The following is a 23220-nucleotide window of genomic DNA, read 5'->3' as shown; positions in this document are numbered from 1 at the left end:
CGGCGCGGATGATCGCGCGGCTGGAGGAGGCCGCTTCGGGGAGAGGCCTGCAGGCTGGGTGTTGTCCGCTGTCGAACCGTTGCAGACCCTCATCCTGGGCCTGCCGATATCGGCTTGGCAGCAGTTGCTGCTGATTGCGGACGAAGCTCCGACGGCAGCAATGCGGTCAGTGGCGGACCTTGACCTCGCTCAGATACTCCGAAGATTCACCCGCGCCGAGAGCGCCTCGGCACTCTCCTTGCGCTCGCTGTATCGGTCCACCAGGTAAGGGGTCGCGTCGCGAGTCAGCCAGGTGAACTTCACCAGTTCTTCAATCACGTCCACCACGCGCTCGTAGTACGAGGAAGGCTTCATCCGCCCGGTTTCGTCAAACTCCAGGAACGCCTTGGCTACGGAAGACTGGTTCGGGATGGTCAGCATGCGCATCCATCGGCCCAGCACGCGCATCTGGTTCACGGCGTTGAACGACTGCGAGCCTCCGCACACTTGCATGACCGCCAGCGTCTTGCCCTGCGTGGGCCGCACCGCCCCCATCGACAGGGGAATCCAGTCAAGCTGTGCCTTCAGGATGCTCGACATGGCGCCGTGGCGCTCGGGAGAGCTCCACACCATGCCTTCGCACCACAGCACCAGCTCTCGCAGTTCCTTCACCTTGGGATGGTCGTCAGGGGCACCGTCCGGCAGAGGCAGGTCGCGCGGGTCGAATATCCGCGTCTCCGCGCCCATGGCCTGCAGCAGACGGACGGACTCTTCGGCGAGCAAGCGGCTGTAGGACCGGTCCCGGAGTGAGCCATACAGGAGCAGGATGCGCGGCGGGTGCGAGGCCCGCTGAGCAGGAAACAGCCGAGCTCGGTCCAGCGATTGAAACGATGCCGTATCCAGGCTGGGGAGTTCACTGTGCGACACGGCGACCCTCCGCATCGATGACCTGTTCGCCGTCTTCCTTGGCAAAGGCCGCCTGTTGAGGCTTCGGCAGGATGTCCAGGACCAGCTCGGAGGGGCGGCACAGCCGCGTGCCCAGCGGGGTGACGACGATGGGGCGGTTGATGAGGATGGGGTGCTGGAGCATGAAGTCCACCAGTTGCTCATCGGTCCACTTCGGGTCGTCCAGGCCCAGTTCGTCATAGGGCGTTCCCTTTCGGCGCATGACGTGGCGCGTCGGCACCCCCATGGCGGCGATGAGCGCCTGGAGCGTCTGTCGGTCTGGTGGGGTCTTCAGGTACTCGATGACCGTGGGCTCTTCGCCGGAATTTCGAATCATCGCCAGCGTGTTGCGCGACGTGCCGCACGCAGGGTTGTGGAAGATGGTGATGTGGCCCATGGGACTCCTTGAGGATGGGTGCTACGCCAAGGTCAGGCGAATAGCGAGCGCGGCCAGCGTGACCGCCAGCACGGGAACGGTCAGGACGACGCCGACGCGGAAATACGGTCCCCAGCCGATGGTGGTTCCCTTGCGGGCAAGCACGTGCAGCCACAGCAGGGTCGCGAGGCTGCCGATGGGCGTTATTTTTGGCCCCAGGTCACAGCCTATGACGTTGGCGTACACCATGGCCTCCTTCACCAGGCCTGTGGCGGAGGACTGGTCAATGGACAGCGCGCCGACCAGCACGGTCGGCATGTTGTTCATCACGGAGGACAGCCCGGCGGCAAGAAAGCCTGTTCCCATGGCCGCGCTCCAGACGCCACCCGCTGCCAGCCGGTCCAGCAGGCCCGCCAGCGCACTGGTCAGCCCGGCGTTGCGAAGCCCGTAGACCACCAGGTACATGCCCAGGGAGAAAAGCACGATTTGCCATGGTGCCCCCATCACGACCTTGCGCGTGCTGATGACATGCCCCCGTGCCGCGACCGCCAACAGCGCTGCCGCGCAGACGCCGGCCACGACGCTGACCGGGACGCCCAGTGGCTCCAGCACGAAGAAGCCGAGCAGCAGCAGGGCCAGCACCACCCAGCCAGCCCGGAAGGTGGTCTGGTCCTTGACGGCAGCGGCTGCAGGCCTCAGCGAAGCTAGGTCATAGGTGGCGGGCAGGTCCTTGCGGAAGTACAGGTACAGAACGAGCAGGCTGGCAGCTACCGAAGCCAGGTTCACCGGCACCATCACCGAGGCATACCGGTTGAACCCGATGCCGAAGAAGTCGGCAGAAACGATGTTGACCAAGTTGGACACGACCAGCGGCAGGCTGGCCGTATCCGCAATGAATCCTGCGGCCACCACGAAAGCCAGAGTGGTGGCCGGCGAGAGGCCCAGCGCCGCCAGCATGGCCATGACGATGGGCGTCAGGATGAGCGCCGCGCCATCGTTGGCGAACACGGCCGACACAGCGGCCCCCAACAGCACGATGAAAGCAAACAGGCGCCTTGCGCTGCCGTTGCCCCAGCGTGCAACGTGCAATGCTGCCCACTCGAAGAATCCCGCCTCGTCCAGGAGCAGGCTGATGATGATGACGGCGACGAACGTGGCCGTCGCATTCCATACGATGCCCCAAACCATAGGGATGTCCGAGAGGTGCACGACGCCCAGGCCAAGGGCGAGCAAGGCGCCTGCACTGGCGCTCCAGCCTATGCCCAGGCCGCGAGGCTGCCAGATGACGAAGATCAGGGTGACAACGAAGATGAGGACCGCGAGGAGCATGGGCGCAGGTAGGTTGGCGCGCTGAGCAGCACGCAGGCGTAAGAAACGATGGGATGAAGGAAGATGCCCTGGTCAGCAGCAACTGGCCTTGTCTTGCGACACGGCGCACGCCACCCCCTGGCAGCAGTTCTCCGTGAGGTAGCCGAGCAGACCATTCATGTGCTCGAACGCCGCGCGGTAGACGAGGTGGCGGCTCGACCTCTCTTGCGTCACCAGCCCGGAACGGGTCAGTTCCTTGAGGTGAAACGAGAGTGTCGTACCCGGGGTTTCCAGAGCTTCGGCCATGACGCCGGGCGTCAGGCCCTCGGGGCCGACCACCACGAGGGCGCGAAAGATTCGCAGGCGCAGCGGGTGTGCGAGTGCGGCGAGAGAGTCAACGACTGCGGGTTCATCCATGCGAGGCATTATGCGATATTTCGATAATAATGGAAATATCGCAGCATTGGCGAAGTCGGTTTGTCCAATGTCTGCTTCGAGCTTGGAGCCGTCGTCTGGATGACTCCACTGAGCGTCGTCGACCAGCCTGAGGCATCATCTGCCGGGATGTCTGCGAGGACTGCTCCTGGCCGAACCAGCCCCCGATCATTCCATCCCAAAATCCACCCACCCCATCCCCACGCCCCGATTCACATGCCGCTGCCCACCCACCACAAATTCCGAATCCAGCGTGGCCAGTGCAACAGAGATCCAGGCGCCCTCTGCGTAATGCTCGCTGTGCCATGACAGCGATGAGCCGCATCGCCGGCAAAAGCAGCGCGTGATGCCGGGCGATGAGGCAAAGCAGCGCAATTGCTCCTGGCCCCGGGTGAAGACAAGGTCTTTGACCGGCACGCTGCCGTAGGTGGCGAATGCGGCGCCGTGGGCCTTCTGGCAGATGCGGCAGTGGCAGTGCGACACGGCCTTGGGGCTGGACCGCAGTTCATAGGCGATGGCGCCGCACAGGCAGCTGCCTGCCAGGGCAAGAGGGGGGCTATCCGGGGCGTTGCTCATGGTCGGTCGGGCACAAAAAAGGCGCATGCCATTGTGCATGCGCCCCAATGCCGCGACAGGGATGCGCGGCAACCCCAGGAGTCATCCGTTTCGTCAGTCGCCGATGACCTGCAGCCCGCTGCCATCCCCATGCGCCTGCAGGCACATTCTTCCGAGGTCGTTGAGAAAGCGCAGCACGGGCATCTCGCCCACGCAGGCGGGGATGGCGGCCATGATGTCGTTGTGCAGCTCCAGCAGCTGGTCGGCGGCCACGAACATGGCGGCGGATTCGCCGTAGTAGTGGCGCCAGAAGTCCTGCAGCAGGCCGTGCCGGGCCTTGCCTACGACCAGGGGATAGCCGTTTTCCCAGACCTGTGCGTCCATGGAAAGGCTGGCCAGGCCGGGGTCAACAGGCCGCGCGCTGGCGGGGATCAACAGTACACGTCGCATGTCCATGCTCATTTGCGTCTTCCAGGTGCGCCAGTGGACTCGGGCAACCCGGTCCGGGAGGAGGGTGAGAGGGTTCGCGCCGCAGGCGGCAGGAACCGGTTCCCACTTTATTCACGTGTGCACAACAAGAAAATTACAGCTGATTACATGCTGCGAGCGATGCGCCGTGTGCCTGCCGTTCTCCGCTCCGGTTCGCCGTTCAGGCGCTGCGCGCCCCGCCTTCGATCTGGAACGGAAAGTCCCCGAAGCGCAGGCTGCCGCGCCGCCTCTCCACCAGGGCGGGCGAGGCGGCGCATTCGGGCAGGGCGCTGAGGATCTGGTGCTTGGCGCGGAAGATCTGGATGTTCACGTACGAGGGCTCCACGCCCAGCATGCGCGAGAGTGCATCCAGTTCTATCCAGCCCTGGCTTGCGGGGGCCAGGCCTTTTTCTGCGTCCTGCTGGCGCACGCGCGCCAGGGTGACCAGGGTGTAGTGGTGTATGCGTTCGCCCAGCGCAATGGGCTTGCCGTCGCACAGGACGGTGAGGCTGGCGTGCTCTTCGTTCTGGCTGACGGTGAAGCGAAAGGACACCTCCGGCGGCTTGGGCGCACGCGGGTCGAAGCTGCTTTCCCGCGTGGATTCCAGGTCGTCGCATTGCACGAATTCCCAGCTGCCTGCCGAGGTGTGGACCATGGCGCCGTCCACCAGGGGCTCGGTGCCGTCGCCGGACTCCTGCAGCCAGCGGCCGTCCTGGAAGAAGACGTTGGCTTCGGGCTCCTGCGCGTCGGGCAGCAGGGTGCCGCGCGGGTTCAGGGCCAGGGGGCCGTCCTGGGGCAGGCCCGGGCCGGGGCTCAGGCAGGTGATGGGAGGTCCCAGGTCTTCCACGGTCCAGGCCGCTTCTGCGCCTTCGCCCATGCTGAGCTTGGCGCCCACCGCCAAAACGGTCCAGCGGCCGGCGACCAGGCGCACGCCGTTGAGCATGGTGCCGTTGCGGCTCTGGTCCACGATTTCCCAGGTCTGCCGGTTCCAGCGGAACAGTGCGTGGACCTGGGAGACGTCGGGCGCCTTCATGACGGTCTGGCAGACCGAGGGGTGGCGGCCGAAGGTATGCAGGGGCCGCAGCACGACGATGCGACCGTCGAGTTGGTTACGAAAGAGGGCCATCGCCTCGAATTCTCCTTGGGGCTTGTGTGAACAGGGGGTGGGCTGGGGGCGCATTGGCCCGGAGCCGGCAGCCTGTTGCCAAGCCGAGAGAGTACATGCCCGCTGCGCGTTTCAGTTTGTCAAACGTACAGCGCCTGCGGATTCATTTCCGATTCCTGCAGCGGCCGGCTGCGCCAGCCCAGGGCCACGGGTACGTCGCGCAGCCGTGGATTGCCCAGTTCCGGCCAGATATGGCACAGGCCGGGAATCACGACTTTGACGGTGTACAGGGGGATGTCGGGGCGCGAGTGGTCGTAGACGATGGTTTCCAGGCCCAGGCCGCGTGCGATGTCCACGCAGCGCGCAATGGCCTGGGCAATGTCTGGCGGCGCGATGTCCGGCTTGCGCCCGGACAGGTGCGCAGGCTGTTGCGGCGGCGCATCGGCGCTGTCCGCCGGGTGCAGGAAGGCCTGCAGTGGCTCGGGCACGGCAAAGCTTTTGCCGGCCGCGATCAGCTGGCTGATTTCGGTGAGGGCGCGTTCGCAGGCCAGGGCGCGGTCCAGGCTGCAGCCAAAGCCCACGGCCCATTGGCCTGTATCTGTATGGCGGCCCACGGAGACGACGACCGGTATGCCGAAGTCATGCGTGATGTCCAGCAGCCAGTACGACCATTGCGGGCCGCAACTGCGGTCCAGGCGCTGGCGTGTGGCGTGGTCGATGCCTTGCAGCGCGATGGCGGGCCTGCGGATCTGGCCGTACCACCAGATGGCGGCGGCATCGCGTTCCACCAGTTCCATGAAGCCTTGCAGGATGGCCTCTTCCCGCGTGTTGCCGGCCGCGCAGCCGTTGGAGGTCCAGCCGACATGGTGCAGGCTTTGCGCGGGCGCATGGGCCAGGCAAAAGGCCAGCGGCAGGTAGCGGCGCGCATCGGCGGTCAGGGACCAGGCGGGTGCCCACCACAGGGGTTCGCCCTGGCCGGCGCTGGCGGGCACGGCATGCGGCGGCTTGTCGGTGGCAAAGCCGGCGGTTTGCCGGTCGCTGAAGCGGGCCAGTTCCGTGGGCGCGATGCAGGGCGCGTCCAGCTCGGCGGCGTGGGCGATGACCACGGCTTCATCGCCCTGGTGGAAGGCGGCGTAGCGCTCCACCGCTTCGCACATGGCGCTGGCGCGGGCCTGCATGGCCGAGAGGCCCTTGCCCAGGCACAGCTGTGTTCCGGAGCCGGCCAGGCGGGCGCTGCCCGGGGCCGGTGTTCTGAAGATTTCGCTGCGGTAGACGGTGAGCGCCTCGTCTGTCTCGGCCGTCAGGGGCGTGACCCTGGCAATCACGCCGGTCAGCGGGCTGACGTGCTGCGACAGGCGCTGCACCGTGGTCTCGGCCGGCACGCTGCGCCAGCCCCCGTCGGCGCGCGCGGCATGTGTGCCCGGCGCTGGCGCAATGCGTTCGCGCTGGCGCAGGGCCATCAGCCCTGGCGTGCCGCAATGAGGGCACTGCGGGCGGGCGGCCACCGGGTGGGGCTGCTCAGGCTCCAGCGTCCACACGGCTTGCGCCGCATCGGCTTGCGCCGCATCGGCTTGCGCCAGCAGGCCCTGCACCGTGGGCAGCAGGGCCTGCAGCCGCGTGGCGATGAGGTCGGCACCGGCGCGCACGGGCGGGCAGCGGTCGCTGTCCTGAGGCTGGCCGTGCTTGCCGCCGCGTGCGGGATGGTTGCGTTGCCAGCGGTGTGCGAGGCAATGCCAGCAGGCCGCTGCCTGGGGTTTGAAAAGCGGTCCCGCCATGGCCTGCTCGCCCGCAGGCCGCACCAGCAGCCAGGGCCGGCCTGCGGCACGCTGGTTGGCGTCAATGGCGCCCAGGCGCGGGTCCAGATAGTCGTCGCAGAAAACGATGGTGAGCGGGGCGGGGACGGGTGCCTGCGTGGCCACGGCTCCGGCAACGGCCGCAGCCCAGTGGCAGGCGGCTGTGCTGTCCAGCGCTGCAGTCAGCATGACGATGTCGATCTGCTCCGATGCCTGCAGGCACACGGGCGGGGCCGAGAAATCCGGTTGCAGATAACCGTGGCCGTTCAAGCCGCTGTGCAGCACCGGCTGTACCAGGCCCTGGCGCAGCAGGGCGCCCAGCGCGTGCAGCATCTGTGCAAGCGGCGCATCGGGTGCTGTGGCGCAGTGCTGCATGAGGCTGGTGCCGGCCTGCAGCGGGGCGTTCAGTGCCAGCACGGCGGCGGAGCCCAGGGCCAGGGTGTCGCGTTCGCTGGCCAGCAAAAGGCGGTCGCCCTGCTGCACGGGCGGCAGGAATTTCTCGTGCCAGCGAAAGGCGTGGGCGAACAGGTCGGGGGCCGCGGGCTCAGGCAAGTGACGGTGCTCCGAGTTCAAGGCGGACGACGGCATAGGGGGGCTGGCCGGTGGTGGCGTGGAAGGCGGTCTCGAACAGCTGGTGCTGCTGCGAGAACCGGGCATACAGGTGCTCTTGCAGGCTGATGCGGATGGCGGGGTGGATGCGCTCTATCTGCGCGCCGTCCGCAAAGCCCGAGACGACGGGCAGGCGCATTCCTCCCACCTGCATGGGCAGCCGGGCAAGGGCCGGGTGCACATGGTCGAGCACCACGGTGCACGGCGGGCTGCCGGGTGCGGCAAAGCGCTGGGCCAGCTGCTGCAGCATGGCCTCCAGCGGCGCCTGGGGAAGATAGGGGCAGACACCTTCCAGCAGCACCAGAACGGGCTGGTGGCCGGGCAGGGCTGCGGTGTCCAGCCAGGAGGTGTCGAGGATGGAGCAGGCGAGGTTGGTTTCAGGGCCTGCGATGTATTGCTCGCGCAGGGCGATGGCGTCGGGCAGGTCCACGTTCAGCCAGCGTGCGCTGCCCGCCTTGGGTGCCAGGCGGTTGCGCCGCGTGCACAGGCCTGCACCCAGCGCAATGCACAGGCCGGACGGGTGGGCGGTCAGAAATTCCGTGGTGAGCCGGTCGAACAGCTGCGAGCGCAGCACCACGCTGCGCACAAAGGCGGGGTCGGCCGCATGGGCCTCGCTGGCCTGGGGCAGGGCGGTGGCAATGCGGCGCGCCTCGGGGTCGGAAAAAGGCGGCAGGTCCGGCAGTTCCGAGGAAGCTGCCGGACCTGCCGCCCGGGCACGTGCCGCCAGCGTCAGCAGCAAGGTGGCCGTGGCCCCTTGCAGCTGCGCCGGTGCCGTATCAGCAGGTGAAGGGGTAGGCGTCACCGGTGTTGTTGTAGGAGGTGAGGGCGATGGCCCACAGGTCCTGCTCGGCGGGCGCCACCGGGTAGTTCAGCACGATGCCGTTCTTGATGGCCGTGCCGTCTGCGCGCTGCAGGTTCCATTCGCCGCGTGCCGCATCCCAGGTGAAGGCCTGCTCGGTCTCGAAACGCACCTGGAAGTTGAACGGGTTGTTGTAGCCCAGCCATTGGCTCAGCACGGGGGCCTTGTCCTTGCCATCGTCGCGTGTCAGCTCTGCGTGGAACTCGGGCGACTGCCAGGCCAGGGCGATGGCGCGCAGCACCACGCCACCAAAGGCCAGCAGCGAGTCCGGGCCGCCGCCGGGGATGCCCAGGCCCGTGGGCAGGGCAGCCCTGAGCATGCCGTTGTTCGGTTCCTCGAACGAGGTGCTGATGCCCATGAAGTTGGGGAACAGCTGGTAGTAGGCGGCCAGCGCCTCGGAGGCGTGGGTCTGGGGCGCCTGGGGCAGGACGATGACGAATTCATCGTCAGGACCGATCCAGCCGGCCGTGAGCACGGGCTTCCATTCGGCGCGCTGGGTGGGGTCGTCGCTCAGGCGCAGCGATACATCGACCTGGGGCCATTGCGTGGGGAGGCTGAAGTCGCGGTGCAGCATGGGCTGGATGTCGCGCTGCCCCAGCAGATCACGGCGGTAGGCGTCATCCTGCCAGGAGCGGGCGATGGCCCGCAGGTAGGCAAGGCGGAATGCGAGCAACGGTTCAGTATTCTGCAGCTGGGTGGTCATGTGACTTCATCCTCGGTTCAAGAAAAGAGCGCCTGGCCGGGCCGGGGCCCTGACAGGTGCACGGACAGTTCAGGCCGCAATGCGGCCAGCTCACTCAGGCGCGCGGCCACGTCCGGCCTGGCGGGTGCCAGGGCCTGCGACAGGGCCAGCGCCTCGGTTTCTGTGCGGTACTTGCAGGCGGTGCGCGCAGTGGCGGCCGCCTGGCCCAGGCTGTCCTGCACATCCGCAGGCTCGCCGCCCATGGCAAGCAGGATGCGGGCCTTCTTCAGATGCAGCTCGCTGGTGTGCAGCCGCTCGTCCAGCAGGTCGGCCAGGCGCAGGCATTCGTCGATCTTGTCCAGGGCCTCGGTCCAGCGCCCGCTGGCCGCCAGCATTTCGGCGACGAAGGAGCGGTAGTAGGTCTGGCAGTAGCGGCAGCCCATGTCCCAGAGCAGCTGTGCCGTGCCGCTGGCGCGTTCAATGCCCTCGGCGCTGGCGCTGCCTGCGCTGTCACCCAGCGCCCAGCAGCGGATGATGTCCGCATAGCCCGAGAACGCGGGCAGGCCGTAGCGGGCCGTGATGTCCAGCAGCTCGCCCGTGGTGGCCAGGGCGCTTTCCTTGTCGCCCCGTGCCTGGTGGACCAGGCCCTGGTAGAGCAGGGCCATGCTCAGCGAGGGGATGTGCGAGACCTCGTGCGCCAGGCGCACGGCGTCGTTCGCATCGGTCAGCGCGGCCTGGTCAAAGCCGGCGAACCAGCGCACCAGGGCGCGCCCGCAGGTGGCCCAGACGCGGGTGTCGAAGCCGAACTCGGCCGCATGGTGGGCATGGGCCACCGGGTCGTAGCGGGTGATGGCGTCGGTCAGCGCTTCTTCGGCCAGGTCGAAGCGGCCGTCGGAGTAGTGGGCCAGGCCCAGGTAGGTCTGCGCGGCCACGAGCACACCCGTGTCCTGCTGGCGCACGGCCTGCTCCAGCAGGCGGTGGCTGAGCTGGCGCACTTCCTCGCGGTTGCTGGCCACGTGGTGGTAGGTGATCAGCATCCACAGGTGCTGCACCTGCTTGTAGTCGGCCACGGCGTTGGCGCCGGGGCCGGCCAGCAGCTGCTGCGACAGCGCAATGCGCTCCACCACCTGGCCGTGGGCCCAGCCGTGCTTGTTCATCAGCGCCTGGGTCACGTAGCTGTTGACGTCCAGGCGCGCCTCGCGCTGGGCGACTCCCTGGAGCTGGTGCAGCCAGTCGTCGATGTGGCGCGCGTAGGCGATGGTTTCATCGTTGAGCGAGCGCAGCTGCGTGATGCGCAACTGCCGCACCGCAAGCGCCACGGCCTGGGCATGGTCGCCCGCGTCTGCCCAGTGCTGGGCCACGCCTGCGGGTTCTGCGGCAACGCGCTGGGGCTGGTGCTGCATCAGGGCCAGGGCCACGTCGCGGTGCAGCAGCCGGCGCTGCGACGCCAGCATGCATTCGTAGGCCGTGTCGCGGATCAGCGCGTGGCGGAACATGAAGGCACCGGCGCCCGCACGTTCATCGGCAATGACCAGGCCGGCCTGGCCCAGCTGCGCCAGTTCCTGCTCGACTTCGCCTTGCGGGCGGTCCACGCAGGCGCACAGCAGGTCGAAGTCGAAGTGCCGGCCCATGGTGGCTGCCAGTTGCAGCAGTGGCTTGAGCGGGCCGATGCGGTCAAAGCGGCTGACCAGGGAGTCGTGCAGGGTCAGCGGAATGGCGGCCGGCAGCCCGGCATGGCGAAAGTCCCAGACGCCGTCCTGCTCCACCAGATGGGCGTCCAGCAGCATGCGCGCCATTTCCTGGATGAACAGCGGCACGCCGTCGGTGCGGTCCACCACGTGGCGGATCACGGCAGTGCCGAGCCTGCGCGGCGCCAGCGTCTGGCGGGCCAGCTCGGTGGCCTGCGCGTCTTCCAGGCGCCGCACGTCCACGCAGTCGGCCTGCAGGCCTTCGGGCGGCTGCCATTGCGGCCGGCCCGTCAGCACCAGCAGCACGCGCCGCAGCGGCAGGCGCGCTACCAGTTGCTCCAGCAGTTCGATGCTGGTCGGGTCGGCCCAGTGCACGTCTTCGACGATCAGCAGCAGGGGCTGGGCTTCGGACATGTGCAGCAGCCATTGCGCGGTGGACTGCAGCAGCAGTGCCCTTTGCATGACGGCCGAGATGCGGCTGGGCTCGCAGTCGCCCAGGGGCAGCGAGAGCCAGGCGCACAGAATGGGCAGGGCGGCCTCGGCATCGCAGCCTGCGGCGCGCAGGGCTTCGCGCATCTGCTCGCGGTGGTCCTGCGGGGGATCGGCCGCCTCCAGCCGCTGCCGTATCAGGCCCAGGAAAGGGGTCAGGGCAGTGTTGCGGTGCTCGGGCTGGCATTGCAGCACCACGGTGTTCGCGCCCTGTGTCCTGGCGTGGACGAGCAGCGTGTCGGCCAGGCAGGATTTGCCGATGCCCGGCTCGCCGCGAATCCACAGCGCATGGCCCCCGGCTTCGCGGGCCCGCGCCCATGCGTCGTGCAGGCGCTGCAGCTCGGGTTCGCGGCCTATGCACTGCAAGGCCGCATCGGACACAGGCCCTGGCAGTGGCCCGGCCGGCTGTTCCACCTCCAGGCGATAGGTCTGCATGCCCGTGGGCTGGCCGGGCAGGCGCAGGCTGCCGGCTTTCTCGAAGCGCGCATGGCGGGCCAGCAGGCGATGGCTGCTTTCGCTGGCCAGCAGGGTGCCCGCATCGGCGATGGCCTCCAGCCGCATGGCCACGTTGACGGCATGGCCCGAGGGCGCTTCGCCGCCGACCACCACGGCCATGCCGGTGTGCAGACCCATGCGGATTCCCAGGTGCAGTCCGTGGACTTGCTCGATGGCGGCCGCGCGGCTGCGGCTGAGCGTGAGCAACTCCTGCGCCGTCATGCTGGCCTGGCGGGCATCGGTGTCGCTGGTGTGCGGGTAGCCGAAGAGCACCAGCATGCGGTCGCCCAGCGTGCCCGCCAACATGCCCCCGCGCCGGGTGGCAACGTCGGAGAACAGCGTGAGTTCTTCGCGCTGCAGCAGTTCGATGTCTTCGAGGTTCAGCCCCTGCGAGGGCTGGCCTGCGGTGCGTGGCGCGCTGTCCATGCCGTGGGTGTCGCTGCCCGGCCACAGGGAGACGCTGCAGCACAGCACCGTGAGCTGGCGCACTTCGGAGAACACGCGCGTGGTGGCCACGGTGCGTGTCAGGTCCGCCTGCTGCACCTGGGCGGCTGCGGGCAGTTCGCCCACCAGGTCGTCCAGCCGCACGCGCATGAGGTCCCTGAGCAGGGCCGCAGCCGAGTCGCTGCGCTCCGCGGGCCGCTTCTTGAGCGCCTTGCGCAGCAGGGCGGCGATGGGATGGGTGGAGATGGCCGGCGGCAGCTGCACTTCCTGGGGGCTGAGCTGGCGGTGCACGATCTCGGCCACCGAGGCGCCCTGCACGGCGGGCGTGCCCGTCAGGCATTCGAGGAACATCAGTCCCCAGGCATAGAGGTCGGTGCGGGCGCTGGGCGGCTCGCCGCGCAGCTGTTCGGGCGCGCTATAGGCCGGCGTGCCCAGGCATTCGTCGCCCATGGTGAGTTGCGAGACCTGCGGGCCGGCAAACTGCGGAATGACGGTGCCGATGCCGAAGTCCAGCACCATGGCGTGCCGCACGGCACCCGTGGAGGTGACCATCACGTTGTCGGGCTTGAGGTCGCGGTGCACGATGCCGGCGGCGTGGGCGCAGTCCAGCGCATCCAGCACCTCGGCCATGAGGCGGCCGGCTTCGGCCGCCGTCAGCACGCCCTGGCGGCGGATCAGGCTTTTGAGGGTTTCACCGGGCACATACTCGAAGACGCCATAGACGCAGTCGCCTTGCTCGCCCTTGTCCAGCAGCTGGACGATGTGCGGATGGTGCAGGGACGCGCAAAGTATGGTTTCGCGGTGGAACCGCTCCACCTGCCGGCCGCCTTCCTGCAGCTTGACGACCTTGATGGCGACCGACGCGCCCGTGCGCCGGTGGCGTGCACGGTAGACGGTGCCGTAGCCACCTGATCCCAAGGTTTCCAGCAGTTCGTAGTCCGGGATCTTCAACGGGGCTTGCGCCACCGGGGTCACCGCAGCTTGCGTGGGGTTGGTGATGGCATCGTGCATTTCAGCCTCGGTTGGGGATCCTCCTGGAGGGTATCCAGTCGTCCATTTGTCATACGGCAGACCGTGCTTTGATACCGTTCGTTACTATAGCGTACGTCCGAATGCAATTGACTGTTTTTGCCTGCGTGCTTGCCCACGGTTGCCATCGCCGTGGCGTCCGGCGCTCAGGCCCAGATTGCCGCATTGCGCAGCCGTATGCCGCTGGCATGCAGCGAGCTGTCCCAGACCCCGCGCAGCGGCTGCAGCGAATCGACGATGCGCAGCTCGGTGCCGCATTCCGCTAGCGCTTGCGGCAGATCGACCAGCAGGTCCCGGCGCAGGGGCTGCACGGCCTGCCGGCTCACGTACATGCCGGCGTCCTCCAGGCTTTCGAACGGCTCGGCCGGCAGCTCGTACCGGTGTATCCGGGCCGCTTGCAGGCGCGCGGCCCAGGCGGTCTCCACATAGGCCACGGCCAGCGCTCCATCGGGCAGGGCGTTCAGCCATTGCGCCCGGTCTTCACTGGTGCTGTGCTGGTGCGGCCAGATGACGATGCGCGGGCACTCGCGGGGGAACAGGTACAGCCGCTGGTGCAACGGGTCAATGGCCCAGACCAGGGGTCCGTTGAGCCATTCCTGGCCAGGGCGGCGGGGTGCCGCCTTCAGGACCGGGCGGGGCTGGAATTGCCGGATATCTCCGTCTTCGCTGAAGTGAAAAAGCTGCATGGCGCGCAGTGTAGGGCGCTGCGGTTTGCAGGTGCTGCGCCATCGCCTATGATGCGCGGCACCTGTGAATAATCACAGCTACTTGCAACCCACGGAAAGGTCCACGCACCATGAACGGTCACTGTCTTTGCGGCGCTGTCAGCTTTGTCTCTCCCCAGGCCCGGGAAATCGGGGCCTGCCACTGTGGGTACTGCCGGCGCTGGGGCGGCGGCCCCATGCTGGCCGTGCATTGCGGCCCCGATGTGAAATTCGAGGGCGGTGAGCACATCGGCACCTACGCCTCCTCCGAATGGGCCGAACGCGCCTTCTGCAAGCAGTGCGGCACGCACCTGTACTACCGGCTGCACGCCACGGGAGAGTACTTCGTGCCGGCCGGCGCCTTCGAGTCGCAGGACTTCGAGCTGGCCACGCAGATCTACATCGACAGGAAGCCCGGCTACTACGACTTCGCCAACCAGACGCCGACCATGACCGAGGCCGAGGTCATCGCCCAGTACGCGCCCCCGCAGGAATGAGGCACAGCCCCATGCCCCTGCATGATGATTCCAGCGGCCTGGCAATGGAGCCTGCCGCACGGCCCGGCGATCCACTCGACCGGGTCGATACACCCAGCCTGGCGCTGGACCTGGCCGTCTTCGACGCCAACCTGCGCACCATGCAGGACTGGGCCGACCGCCACGGCGTGGCGCTGCGCCCGCATGCCAAGGCGCACAAGTGCCCCCAGATCGCGCTGCGCCAGCTGGCGCTGGGTGCGCGCGGCATCTGCTGCCAGAAGGTGAGCGAGGCCGTGCCCTTTGTGGTGGCCGGCGTGCGCGACATCCTGATCAGCAACGAGGTCGTGGGACCGGCCAAGCACGCGCTGCTGGCCCGGCTGGCGCGCACGGCGCGCATGGCCGTGTGCGTGGACAACGCGGCCAACCTGGTGCAGTTGTCCGAGGCCATGGCGCAGGCGGGCGTGGAGATCGACGTGCTGGTGGAGGTGGACGTGGGCCAGGGCCGCTGCGGCGTCACGGGTGCCGAGGCCGTGCTGGCCCTGGCGCGGCAGGCGCACGGCCTGCCGGGCGTGAATTTCGCCGGCCTGCAGGCCTACCACGGCGCGGTGCAGCACCGGCGCAGCCGCCAAGAGCGTGCGCAGGTCTGCCGGGAGGCGGCGCGCCAGGCGGCGGCATGCGCGCAACTGCTGCGCGACAACGGCATGGCCTGCGACACCATCACGGGCGGCGGCACGGGCAGCGTGGAGTTCGACGCGGCCAGCGGCGTCTACACCGAGCTGCAGCCGGGCTCCTATGCCTTCATGGATGGTGACTACGGCGCCAACGAGTGGGACGGGGCGCTGGCCTTTCGCAGCAGCCTGTTCCTGTTGTCCACGGTGATGAGCACGCCCGCGCCGGACCGCGTCATCCTGGACGCGGGCCTGAAGTCCACCTCGGCCGAATGCGGGCCGCCTGCCATGTACGGTACGCCGGGCCTGCGCTGCGTGGCCATCAACGACGAGCACAGCGTGGTGCGCGTGGAGCCGGGCGCCCAGGCGCCCGCCCTGGGCAGCGTGCTGCAGCTGCTGCCCTCGCACGTGGACCCGACATTCAACCTGCACGACGAGCTGGTGGTGCTGCAGGACGGCCTGGTGCACGCGCTGTGGCCGATTGCGGCGCGCGGCCTGTCGCGCTGAAGACGGCATGAAAGAAGCCGCCGGCCTTTCGGCGCGGCGGCTTCCTTGCGTCTGCGGCCTGCTGTGGCCTGTGGCTTACAGCTCGATCTTGGCGCGGCGGATCACATCGCCAAAGCGCTTGTTCTCTTCGACGATGAAGGCCTTGAACTCTTCGGGCGTGGGGAAGTAGTTCTCATAGCCGAAGGTCTGGAACTTGGGCTGGATGTCGGGCTCGCGCAGGACTTTCATGGTGTCCTGGCGGATCTTCTCGACCACGGCGGGCGGCGTGGACTTGGAGACGGCAAAGGCATTCCAGCCGGTGACCACGGCGTCGGCCGGGCCGCCCGATTCGGCCACGGTGGGCACATCCTCGTAGCCCTTGAGGCGGTGGGGTGCCAGCACGGCCAGGAAGCGCAGCTTGCCCGAACGCATCAGCGGGCCGGCCGTGCCCGAGGAGCCCAGCGCAAAGGCCAGCTCGCCCGTGGCCACGCTGGTGTACAGCTGGCTGGTTTCCTTGTAGATGACGTGTTCCATCTTGGTGCCCGTCAGCGACTCCAGCAGGGCCGAGCCCAGGTGCACCGGGTTGCCCACGGACCACGAGCCGTAGTTCAGCTTGCCTGGGCGCGCCTTGGCGTCGGCAATCAGGTCGGCCACGGTCTTGTAGGGGCTGTTGACCGGCACGCAGACGAAGAAGAAGGTGCGAAACAGCGGCAGGACGACTTCGAAATCCTTGTCGATGTTGTAGGGCAGCTTCTTGAACAGGTGGGGATAGGCCGCCAGGTGGACGTTGTCCAGCTGGATGATGTCCGTGCCGTCGGTGGCGCCGCGCTTGAATGCCTCGATGGCGATGAAGCCGTTGCCGCCGGGGCGGTTTTCCACGATGACGGGCTGGTTCCACAGGCGCGCCAGCTTGTCGGCCACCAGGCGCGAGGTGCCGTCCGGCCCGCCGCCCACGGGGAAGGGGTTGATGATGCGCACCTGCTTGGTGGGCCAGCTGGCGGCGGCACCCGACTGGGCGTGCGCGGGCGCCAGGGCGCCCATGGCCAGGGCGCCAAGGGCGAGGCCCGCCTGGCGGCGATTGATGCGGAAGGCGCTGTCTTTCATGGTTTGTCTCCGAGTCGCTGTTGGGCTTGCTGGGTGGCTTGGTCCTATGCCGGCAAGGCACGGGCTGCTCTTGTTTTTACGCTCTCTTGCGTGAGCGGCTGGATGATCCAGTCGCCGCATTGTGTCAGTTCGCCGCAAAGCACCTAGCCATGGCTGCCGCTAGCAGCTATAGCAAAATGGCATAAGTGAGGAGACGATAGAACATGAATTTGCAGCAGATAGAGACCTTTGTGCACGTGGCCGAGACCGGCAGCTTCAGCAAGGCGGCCGTGCTGCTGGAGACGGCCCAGCCCGCACTGAGCCGCCAGGTGCGGGCGCTGGAGACCGAGCTGCGCGAAACCCTGCTGATCCGCACCGGCCGCGGCGTGACGCTGACCGACGCGGGCCGCCGCCTGCTGGAGCACGGCCACGCCATCATGCAGCGCGTGGCCCTGGCGCGCGAAGACCTGGGCAGCCAGCGCGACGAGCCCGTGGGCCGCATCGTGGTGGGCCTGCCGCCCAGCCTGGCGCGGCGCCTGACGCTGCCGCTGATCGACCTGTTCAGCAAGGACATGCCCAAGGCCCGCCTGGCTGTGGTCGAGGGCTTTTCCATGAACATCGCCGAATGGCTGACCTCGGGCCGCATGGACCTGGGCCTGGTCTATACGCCCGAGCCGCATCCGCACATCGAGGTCACTCCCGTGCTGGAAGAGCGCCTGTGCCTGATCGGCCCGGCGCGCACCCTGGGCGGGCGCAGCGGCGTGCGCTTTGACGAGTTGTCGCAGTTCCCGCTGATCATGCCCCAGCACGGCCAGATCTTCCGCAAGCTGATGGAAGCGCAGGCCACGCTGTCCCAGGTCAAGCTCAACGTGGTCTGGGAAGTGTCCAGCGTGCCGGCCATCCTGGACCTGGTCCGCGGCGGCTACGGCTACGCCGCGCTGACCGATAGCGCCATGCGCAGCCACCTGACCGACGCCGAGCTGGTGGGCATTCCCATCGAATCGCCCCATGTGGTGAGCACGCTGTGCCTGGCGCAGTCGGCCAAGAAAAAGGCCACGCCGTTGATCCGCAAGACCTCGCTGGCCCTGCGCGAACTGAGCCGGCAGGTGTGCGCGCCGCTCTGAGCGGTTGCAGCGAAAGCGGCAGGTTGCAGGCCAGCAGGCCTCAGAGCAGCGGTCGCAGCTCCCGCGCCGCCTCCTGCAGCAGCGGCAGCAGCTCGGCCGCCATGTCGGCGGGCGCCATGCGCTGGGGCGAGGTCACGATGTTGAGCGCGGCCACCGTGCGGCCCTCCATGTTGCGCAGCGGCACGGCCAGGGCCTGCACGGCCAGCTCATGCTCTTCCAGGGCCAGGCAGAAGTCCTGGCGGCGCACTTCGTCCAGCACGCCTTCCAGCGCGGCGCTGTCCGTCACCGTGTGGGCGGTCAGGCGCCGCAGATCGTGCGATGCCAGCCATTGCCTGAGCTCGGCCGCAGGCAGGGCGGCCAGCAGCACGCGGCCCGTGGAGGTGGCATGGGCGGGCAGGCGGCTGCCCAGGTGCAGGCCGTGCGCCATGAGGCGCTGGCCGCGCTCGTGCAGGGCGCTGCGCGCGACGATGACCACCTCGTGGCCATCGCGCACCACGCAGGAGAACGACAGCTGGGTCTGCGCCGCCAGCCGGTAGAGCACGGGCTGGACGATGCGCGGCAGCCGCGCCGACGCCAGGTAGCTGCCCGACAGGCGCAGCACCTTGGGCGCAAGCCAGAAATGGCTGCCGTCCGTTTCCAGGTAGCCCAGGTGCGTCAAGGTCAGCAGATGGCGGCGCGCGGCCGTGCGCGTGATGCCCGAGCGCTCGGCCGCCATGGTGGCGTTCAGGCGCTGGCGCTCGGTATCGAAGCTCTCCAGCACGGCCAGGCCCTTGGCCAGTCCGGCGATGAAGTCATCCGGGTCGATGGGAAAGGGCTGGTTCATGGGCGGGGAGGGCGGGCATGCAGGTAGTGCGCGATTGTCGCGCAGATTGCGCGATCACCGCGCAACGCATGCGGCAGCCCCTCGTCTTTGCGCTGCCTCAAAACTAATCTTGGGCGCAGGCCATGGCATGAACCGGCCATGACATCGAACAACGCAACGGAGACAAATCAATGCGTACCCAAGTCGCCATCATCGGTGCAGGCCCTGCCGGCCTGCTTCTCGGCCAGCTGCTGTACCGCGCAGGCATAGACAACGTCATCATCGAGCAGCGCAGCGCCGACTACGTGCTGGGCCGCATCCGTGCCGGCGTGCTCGAACAGGTCACCGTGGACCTGCTGGAGCAGGCCGGTGCCGACGCCCGCATGCGCGCAGAAGGCCTGCCGCACGACGGCATCGAGCTGCTGTTCGGCGGACAGCGCCACCGCATCGACCTGCATGGCCTGACGGGCGGCAAGCGCGTCATGGTGTACGGCCAGACCGAGGTCACGCGCGACCTGATGGAAGTGCGCGCCGCCGAGGGCCTGACCACGGTCTACGAGGCCAGCAATGTGCAGCCCGTGGGCTTCGATGGCGACAGCCCCGTCGTGCGCTACGAAAAGGACGGCCAGGTCCATGAGCTGCAATGCGACTTCATCGCCGGCTGCGACGGCTTTCACGGCATCTGCCGCGCCAGCGTGCCCCAGGACAAGGTGCGCACCTTCGAGAAGGTCTACCCCTTCGGCTGGCTGGGTCTGCTGTCGGATACGCCACCCGTCTCGCACGAACTGATCTACGCCCAGACCGAGCGCGGCTTCGCACTGTGCAGCCAGCGCAGCGCCACGCGCAGCCGCTACTACCTGCAGGTGCCGCTGACCGAGAAGGTCGAGGACTGGAGCGACGAAGCCTTCTGGCGCGAACTGCGCCTGCGCCTGGACCCGGAGGCCCGCGAGCGCCTGGTGACCGGCCCCTCGCTGGAAAAGAGCATTGCCCCGCTGCGCAGTTTCGTGACCGAGCCCATGCGCTTCGGCCGCCTGTTCCTGGCCGGCGACGCGGCCCACATCGTGCCGCCCACGGGCGCCAAGGGCCTGAACCTGGCGGCCTCGGACGTGGGCTACCTGTCCAGCGCCTTCGCGCAGTACTACCGCGACAAGGCGCCCGAAGGCATCGACGGCTACTCCGAGCAATGCCTGCGCCGCGTCTGGAAGGCCGAGCGCTTTTCGTGGTGGATGACCTCGCTCATGCACCGCTTCCCCGATGCGGGCGGCTTCGACACCAAGGTGCAGGAGGCGGAGCTGGACTACATCGTCAACTCCCGGGCAGGCTCGACCTCGCTGGCGGAGAACTATGTGGGCTTGCCGCTGGTGTGAGCCCAGGGCAATGGCGGTGGCAGCGGGGGGGCAGTGACTGCATTGATGCGCGCCTGTCGCCACAGCACTGCGCAAATTTGCAGCCCGCCTCGCCCGGATGGGGGCGGGCGAGGAGTAAGCTTGTCGGGTTATGGCGCACATCACGTTTCCCCCTCCCTATATCGCTCCCCAGAATGCAGCGCAGTCGCTGCGCGACGCAGGCTATGCGGTGCTGCGCCCCGATGAATTCGCAGCCTGGGCAGGCGTGTCATTGACCGAGCTGCATGCGCTCGATGCCGACTGGGCCCAGCTGCCGCCCGATGCCTTTCTGAAGGACGGCGGCCGCTACCGGCGCCGTCGCCATTCCTGCTTTATTGCAGGGCAGGGCCAACTGCAGCAGGTGGAGCATCGCGCGCACTGGCAGCCGGTGGAATACAACGCCTTGCATGGCGGCATGCTGCGCATGTTCGATCCCATGCGCGACGCCACGGCGCAAAGCGCCACCTGGAGCCGGCTGCTGCTGGCGCTGGCCGGCCTGTCCGACCAGGTGTTCTGCGCCCAGGGCAATGACGTGCAGCATGAGCGCTGGTTCATCGAATCCCACCAGTTCCGCATCGACACCACGGACGGCATTGGCCGGCCCACGCCCGAAGGCGCGCACCGCGACGGCGTGGACCTGGTGGCCGTGATCCTGGTCGGGCGCGAGGGCGTGAAGGGCGGCGAGACACGCATCTTCGAGGCCACGGGCCCCAGCGGCCAGCGCTTCACGCTGACCGAGCCCTGGTCGGTGATGCTGCTGGACGATGCCCGCATGATCCACGAGACCACGCCCATCCAGCCCGAGCAGCCGGGCGGCGTGCGCGATACCCTGGTGCTGACCTATCGCCGCCAGGGTTTCCAGGGCTCGGAGCTGACGCGTCGCCGCAAGGATTGATGCAGCTCAAGACGCAGGCGCATGATGGGCGCACACTCTGGTTCATCGACCCGGCCGCCCCCGATTGTTGACGGCGGCCAAGCACAAAGGAGAAAACGCATGTTCAAGCACATCCTGGTTCCCGTGGACGGCTCCAACAGCTCGATGCTGGCGGTTCACAAGGGCGTGGAGCTGGCCAAGGCCTTTGGCAGCACGCTGACGGCGGTCTACGTGGTGGATCCCTATCCGTTCACGGGCGTGGGCGCCGACTTCGCCTACGGCCAGTCGCAGTACCTGAGCGCGGCCACGGCCGAGGCCAACACCACGCTGGACGCCGTCAAGAAGATCACCGACGAGGCTGGCGTGAATGCCACCACCGTGGTCGGCGAGGGCCATGCCGTGCACGAGGGCATCGTGCGCGTGCTCGAGAGCACGGGTGCCGACCTGATCATCATGGGCTCGCAGGGCCGCCGTGGCCTGGAAAAGCTGGTGCTGGGCAGCGTGACCCAGCGCGTGCTGGGCGCCGTGCGCGTGCCGGTGCTGGTCGTGCGCGAGTAGTCGCCAGGCCACTGCGTGAAACTGCAACGGCTCCCTCGGGAGCCGTTTTTCTTGGTGCGCTGCAAGGGCAGGGGGCGCTCAGCGATTGAGCAGCCGCGCCAGCCAGCCCTTTTTCTTGCGCTGCAGTTCCAGCTCCTGCAGCACTTCGTTCTTGAGCCTTTCCTTCTCCGCGGCAGGACTGGACTCGCGCGCCATGCGCAGATAGGCCTTGGCCGAGTCCACGTAGCCGGTGTCTTCGTTGCGTATGTGGTTGAACAGCCAGCGCGAGAGCATGCCGTGCAGCTCGGCGGCCACGTCCTCGCCCGCATCGAAGCGGGTCTGCATCTCGATCACGCGGCGCGTGAACAGCTCGTGCACCTTCTTGTGCGGGCCGGCGAACATGTAGCCGGCGCTCTCGATCAGGCTTTCCTCGAACACGAAGTGCGAGACGGTGTAGTCGATCATCTCCCCGATGACATCGCCCAGGGCCTCGCGGTCGGGCGAGGAGCGCAGCTCGTAGAGCTTGTTGATGTAATCGACGATGCGGCGGTGCTGCCGGTCGATTTCTGCAATCCCGGTGTCCAGCTCGGGGACCCAGACCAGCAATGCCATGACGTTCTCCAGGAATTCGGTGATTTCCAGAGAAGTATTCACGGGACTGTCACATGGCTCCTTGATGCAGATCAGGCTGATCTGCATCAATGAAATGCGGCGTTGGCCATTGCAGGCGGTGCCGGGCATGCAGCCCTGGCACCGCAGCCATGTCACTCGATCTTGGCGCCCGAGGACTCGACGATCTGCTTGGACTGCCTGAAGTCGGCCTGGAACATCTTGTCGAAGTCGGCCACGCTCATGGACTGGGGCTCGGCGCCCTGGGTCTGGATGGCGTCGCGCACTTCGGGCATGGCCAGCAGCTTGTTCACTTCGGCGTTGACCTTGGTCACGACGGCCGTGGGCGTGCCCTTGGGCATGAACAGGCCGTACCAGGTGCTCACATCAAAGCCCTTGAGGCCCGATTCGGCCAGCGTGGGCGTGTCGGGCAGCGAGGACGAGCGCTTGGCCGAGGTCACGGCGATGGCACGCAGCTTGCCGGCCTTGATCTGGGCTATGGCCGAGGGCACGGAGGACACCAGCAGGTCCACGTTGCCGGCCAGCGCGTCCATCAGGGCCGGGTTGGAGCCCTTGTAGGGCACGTGCACCAGCTGGATGCCCGCCGCCTTCTCCAGCAGCACGCCCGAGATGTGGATGCTGGTGCCATTGCCCGGCGAGCCGTAGGTCACCTTGCCCGGGTGCTGCTTGGCAGCGGCCACGATGTCGGCCAGGGTCTTGTAGGGCGAGTTCACGCTGGTGGCGATCACGATGGGCGTGTAGGCCACGTGGGCCACGGGCACCAGGTCCTTGACCGGGTTCCAGGGCAGGTTCTTGTAGAGGTAGGGGCCCAGGACCACGTTGTCCTTCTGGCCCATGACCATGTCGTAGCCCGTGGGCGCTGCCTTGGCGGCCTCGGTGATGCCGATGGTGCCGCCTGCGCCCGCGCGGTTGTCGGGCACCACGGTCCACTTGCTGACTTCGGTGAGCTTGTTGGACACCACGCGCGCGAGGATGTCGGTGCCGCCGCCGGGCGGGAAGGGCACGATCATGCGCACGGGCTTGTTCGGATAGTCGGCAGCCGCACCTTGGGCGGCTGCGGAAAAGCTCATGCCCATGGCGGCGGCCACGGCGGTGCAGGTGATCAGTTGGCGGAACATGAAAGAAGAAACTCCAGGGTCTGATGGGGCGGTGCAACCCTCTCGCAGCGGACCGGCAGTGCCGGGCCGCCCAT

General features: G+C 67.8%; 22 protein-coding genes. 6 read left to right on the top strand and 16 right to left on the bottom strand.

Translation table 11 applies throughout. From position 1 onward, the window contains the following. Positions 1-189 precede the first annotated feature (189 nt). The 12 genes from arsH to A9976_RS06425 all read right to left on the bottom strand — a co-directional run bounded on the left by arsH (position 190) and on the right by A9976_RS06425 (position 13945). Positions 190-921 (bottom strand): arsenical resistance protein ArsH, encoded by a 732-nt coding sequence (gene arsH / locus A9976_RS06480; protein WP_183018325.1) that lies wholly within the window; start codon positions 919-921, stop codon positions 190-192. Next, positions 893-1321 carry an arsenate reductase (glutaredoxin) gene (arsC, locus tag A9976_RS06475; RefSeq protein ID WP_183018324.1) on the bottom strand — a complete coding sequence of 143 codons (429 nt, stop codon included), beginning with the start codon at positions 1319-1321 and terminating at the stop codon, positions 893-895. The genes arsH and arsC overlap by 29 nt, the downstream gene beginning before the upstream one ends. A gap of 21 nt (positions 1322-1342) precedes the next feature. Then, on the bottom strand, positions 1343-2629 hold the full coding sequence (locus A9976_RS06470; RefSeq protein ID WP_183018323.1) for an arsenic transporter: 1287 nt from the start codon (positions 2627-2629) through the stop codon (positions 1343-1345). Positions 2630-2701: 72 nt separating this feature from the next. Next, a complete protein-coding gene (locus A9976_RS06465; RefSeq protein WP_183018322.1) occupies positions 2702-3025 on the bottom strand; it encodes a helix-turn-helix transcriptional regulator in 324 nt (107 codons plus the stop codon). Positions 3026-3211: 186 nt separating this feature from the next. Next, positions 3212-3619: a GFA family protein gene (locus A9976_RS06460; RefSeq protein WP_183018321.1), complete on the bottom strand. Its 408-nt coding sequence runs from the start codon at positions 3617-3619 to the stop codon at positions 3212-3214. A gap of 93 nt (positions 3620-3712) precedes the next feature. Beyond that, a complete protein-coding gene (locus A9976_RS06455) occupies positions 3713-4048 on the bottom strand; it encodes a hypothetical protein (protein ID WP_225970979.1) in 336 nt (111 codons plus the stop codon). Positions 4049-4247: 199 nt separating this feature from the next. Further along, entirely contained in the window at positions 4248-5192 is a 945-nt protein-coding gene (locus A9976_RS06450) for an FHA domain-containing protein (protein ID WP_183018320.1), read from the bottom strand. Between the two features lie 119 nt (positions 5193-5311). Next, the gene (locus A9976_RS06445) at positions 5312-7552 is read right to left on the bottom strand and encodes a TOMM precursor leader peptide-binding protein (protein WP_183018319.1); all 2241 of its coding nucleotides are present in this window, start codon (positions 7550-7552) and stop codon (positions 5312-5314) included. After that, a complete protein-coding gene (locus A9976_RS06440; RefSeq protein ID WP_310889373.1) occupies positions 7509-8375 on the bottom strand; it encodes a class I SAM-dependent methyltransferase in 867 nt (288 codons plus the stop codon). Before A9976_RS06440 ends, A9976_RS06445 begins: the two co-directional genes overlap by 44 nt. Then, positions 8350-9135, bottom strand: coding sequence for a BMA_0021/BMA_0022 family TOMM bacteriocin (locus A9976_RS06435; protein ID WP_183018318.1), 786 nt, complete (start codon positions 9133-9135; stop codon positions 8350-8352). Before A9976_RS06435 ends, A9976_RS06440 begins: the two co-directional genes overlap by 26 nt. 17 nt (positions 9136-9152) lie before the next feature. Next, positions 9153-13241, bottom strand: a complete 4089-nt coding sequence (locus tag A9976_RS06430; RefSeq protein ID WP_183018317.1) for a TOMM system kinase/cyclase fusion protein — start codon at positions 13239-13241, stop codon at positions 9153-9155. A 164-nt stretch (positions 13242-13405) separates the two neighbouring features. Continuing rightward, positions 13406-13945: a DUF6886 family protein gene (locus tag A9976_RS06425; protein WP_183018316.1), complete on the bottom strand. Its 540-nt coding sequence runs from the start codon at positions 13943-13945 to the stop codon at positions 13406-13408. Between the two features lie 110 nt (positions 13946-14055). Between A9976_RS06425 and A9976_RS06420 the strand changes: the two genes are divergently transcribed. Beyond that, positions 14056-14460, top strand: coding sequence for a GFA family protein (locus tag A9976_RS06420; protein WP_183018315.1), 405 nt, complete (start codon positions 14056-14058; stop codon positions 14458-14460). A gap of 11 nt (positions 14461-14471) precedes the next feature. After that, complete coding sequence (locus A9976_RS06415; protein ID WP_183018314.1) at positions 14472-15614, top strand: DSD1 family PLP-dependent enzyme; 1143 nt, start codon at positions 14472-14474, stop codon at positions 15612-15614. A gap of 75 nt (positions 15615-15689) precedes the next feature. Here the strand turns inward: A9976_RS06415 and A9976_RS06410 are convergent, their stop codons facing one another. Beyond that, positions 15690-16697 carry a tripartite tricarboxylate transporter substrate binding protein gene (locus A9976_RS06410; protein ID WP_183018313.1) on the bottom strand — a complete coding sequence of 336 codons (1008 nt, stop codon included), beginning with the start codon at positions 16695-16697 and terminating at the stop codon, positions 15690-15692. A 203-nt stretch (positions 16698-16900) separates the two neighbouring features. Here A9976_RS06410 and A9976_RS06405 point away from each other — a divergent pair, with 203 nt between their 5' ends. Next, positions 16901-17800: a LysR family transcriptional regulator gene (locus A9976_RS06405; protein WP_183018312.1), complete on the top strand. Its 900-nt coding sequence runs from the start codon at positions 16901-16903 to the stop codon at positions 17798-17800. Between the two features lie 40 nt (positions 17801-17840). Here A9976_RS06405 and A9976_RS06400 read toward each other — a convergent pair whose 3' ends face one another. Next, positions 17841-18623, bottom strand: a complete 783-nt coding sequence (locus A9976_RS06400) for an IclR family transcriptional regulator C-terminal domain-containing protein (RefSeq protein ID WP_012206162.1) — start codon at positions 18621-18623, stop codon at positions 17841-17843. A 170-nt stretch (positions 18624-18793) separates the two neighbouring features. Between A9976_RS06400 and pobA the strand changes: the two genes are divergently transcribed. The 3 genes from pobA to A9976_RS06385 all read left to right on the top strand — a co-directional run bounded on the left by pobA (position 18794) and on the right by A9976_RS06385 (position 21419). Next, on the top strand, positions 18794-19969 hold the full coding sequence (gene pobA, locus A9976_RS06395) for a 4-hydroxybenzoate 3-monooxygenase (protein ID WP_183018311.1): 1176 nt from the start codon (positions 18794-18796) through the stop codon (positions 19967-19969). Positions 19970-20099: 130 nt separating this feature from the next. After that, positions 20100-20882: a 2OG-Fe dioxygenase family protein gene (locus A9976_RS06390; protein ID WP_183018310.1), complete on the top strand. Its 783-nt coding sequence runs from the start codon at positions 20100-20102 to the stop codon at positions 20880-20882. Between the two features lie 99 nt (positions 20883-20981). Beyond that, a complete protein-coding gene (locus A9976_RS06385) occupies positions 20982-21419 on the top strand; it encodes a universal stress protein (protein WP_183018309.1) in 438 nt (145 codons plus the stop codon). Positions 21420-21497: 78 nt separating this feature from the next. On the opposite strand, the gene A9976_RS06380 is transcribed toward A9976_RS06385, so the two are convergent. Both A9976_RS06380 and A9976_RS06375 read right to left on the bottom strand, forming a co-directional pair. Continuing rightward, positions 21498-22052 carry a bacteriohemerythrin gene (locus A9976_RS06380; RefSeq protein WP_224986183.1) on the bottom strand — a complete coding sequence of 185 codons (555 nt, stop codon included), beginning with the start codon at positions 22050-22052 and terminating at the stop codon, positions 21498-21500. Positions 22053-22162: 110 nt separating this feature from the next. Then, positions 22163-23146: a tripartite tricarboxylate transporter substrate binding protein gene (locus tag A9976_RS06375; protein ID WP_183018308.1), complete on the bottom strand. Its 984-nt coding sequence runs from the start codon at positions 23144-23146 to the stop codon at positions 22163-22165. Positions 23147-23220: the final 74 nt, after the last annotated feature.

Source organism: Delftia sp. UME58 (genome assembly GCF_014170385.1).
Classification (GTDB): Bacteria; Pseudomonadota; Gammaproteobacteria; order Burkholderiales; family Burkholderiaceae_C; genus Comamonas; species Comamonas acidovorans.
Note: the sequence above shows the minus strand (reverse complement) of the source record. Positions and strands in the feature narration are given on the sequence as shown.

Bases quoted from the DNA above. Each gene is read 5' to 3' on its own strand.
- arsH (WP_183018325.1), bottom strand. From the start codon at position 921: ATGCGGAGGGTCGCCGTGTCGCACAGTGAACTCCCCAGCCTGGATACG.
- arsC (WP_183018324.1), bottom strand. From the start codon at position 1,321: ATGGGCCACATCACCATCTTCCACAACCCTGCGTGCGGCACGTCGCGC.
- A9976_RS06470 (WP_183018323.1), bottom strand. From the start codon at position 2,629: ATGCTCCTCGCGGTCCTCATCTTCGTTGTCACCCTGATCTTCGTCATC.
- A9976_RS06465 (WP_183018322.1), bottom strand. From the start codon at position 3,025: ATGGATGAACCCGCAGTCGTTGACTCTCTCGCCGCACTCGCACACCCG.
- A9976_RS06460 (WP_183018321.1), bottom strand. From the start codon at position 3,619: ATGAGCAACGCCCCGGATAGCCCCCCTCTTGCCCTGGCAGGCAGCTGC.
- A9976_RS06455 (WP_225970979.1), bottom strand. From the start codon at position 4,048: ATGCGACGTGTACTGTTGATCCCCGCCAGCGCGCGGCCTGTTGACCCC.
- A9976_RS06450 (WP_183018320.1), bottom strand. From the start codon at position 5,192: ATGGCCCTCTTTCGTAACCAACTCGACGGTCGCATCGTCGTGCTGCGG.
- A9976_RS06445 (WP_183018319.1), bottom strand. From the start codon at position 7,552: ATGCCGTCGTCCGCCTTGAACTCGGAGCACCGTCACTTGCCTGAGCCC.
- A9976_RS06435 (WP_183018318.1), bottom strand. From the start codon at position 9,135: ATGACCACCCAGCTGCAGAATACTGAACCGTTGCTCGCATTCCGCCTT.
- A9976_RS06430 (WP_183018317.1), bottom strand. From the start codon at position 13,241: ATGCACGATGCCATCACCAACCCCACGCAAGCTGCGGTGACCCCGGTG.
- A9976_RS06425 (WP_183018316.1), bottom strand. From the start codon at position 13,945: ATGCAGCTTTTTCACTTCAGCGAAGACGGAGATATCCGGCAATTCCAG.
- A9976_RS06420 (WP_183018315.1), top strand. From the start codon at position 14,056: ATGAACGGTCACTGTCTTTGCGGCGCTGTCAGCTTTGTCTCTCCCCAG.
- A9976_RS06415 (WP_183018314.1), top strand. From the start codon at position 14,472: ATGCCCCTGCATGATGATTCCAGCGGCCTGGCAATGGAGCCTGCCGCA.
- A9976_RS06410 (WP_183018313.1), bottom strand. From the start codon at position 16,697: ATGAAAGACAGCGCCTTCCGCATCAATCGCCGCCAGGCGGGCCTCGCC.
- A9976_RS06405 (WP_183018312.1), top strand. From the start codon at position 16,901: ATGAATTTGCAGCAGATAGAGACCTTTGTGCACGTGGCCGAGACCGGC.
- A9976_RS06400 (WP_012206162.1), bottom strand. From the start codon at position 18,623: ATGAACCAGCCCTTTCCCATCGACCCGGATGACTTCATCGCCGGACTG.
- pobA (WP_183018311.1), top strand. From the start codon at position 18,794: ATGCGTACCCAAGTCGCCATCATCGGTGCAGGCCCTGCCGGCCTGCTT.
- A9976_RS06390 (WP_183018310.1), top strand. From the start codon at position 20,100: ATGGCGCACATCACGTTTCCCCCTCCCTATATCGCTCCCCAGAATGCA.
- A9976_RS06385 (WP_183018309.1), top strand. From the start codon at position 20,982: ATGTTCAAGCACATCCTGGTTCCCGTGGACGGCTCCAACAGCTCGATG.
- A9976_RS06375 (WP_183018308.1), bottom strand. From the start codon at position 23,146: ATGTTCCGCCAACTGATCACCTGCACCGCCGTGGCCGCCGCCATGGGC.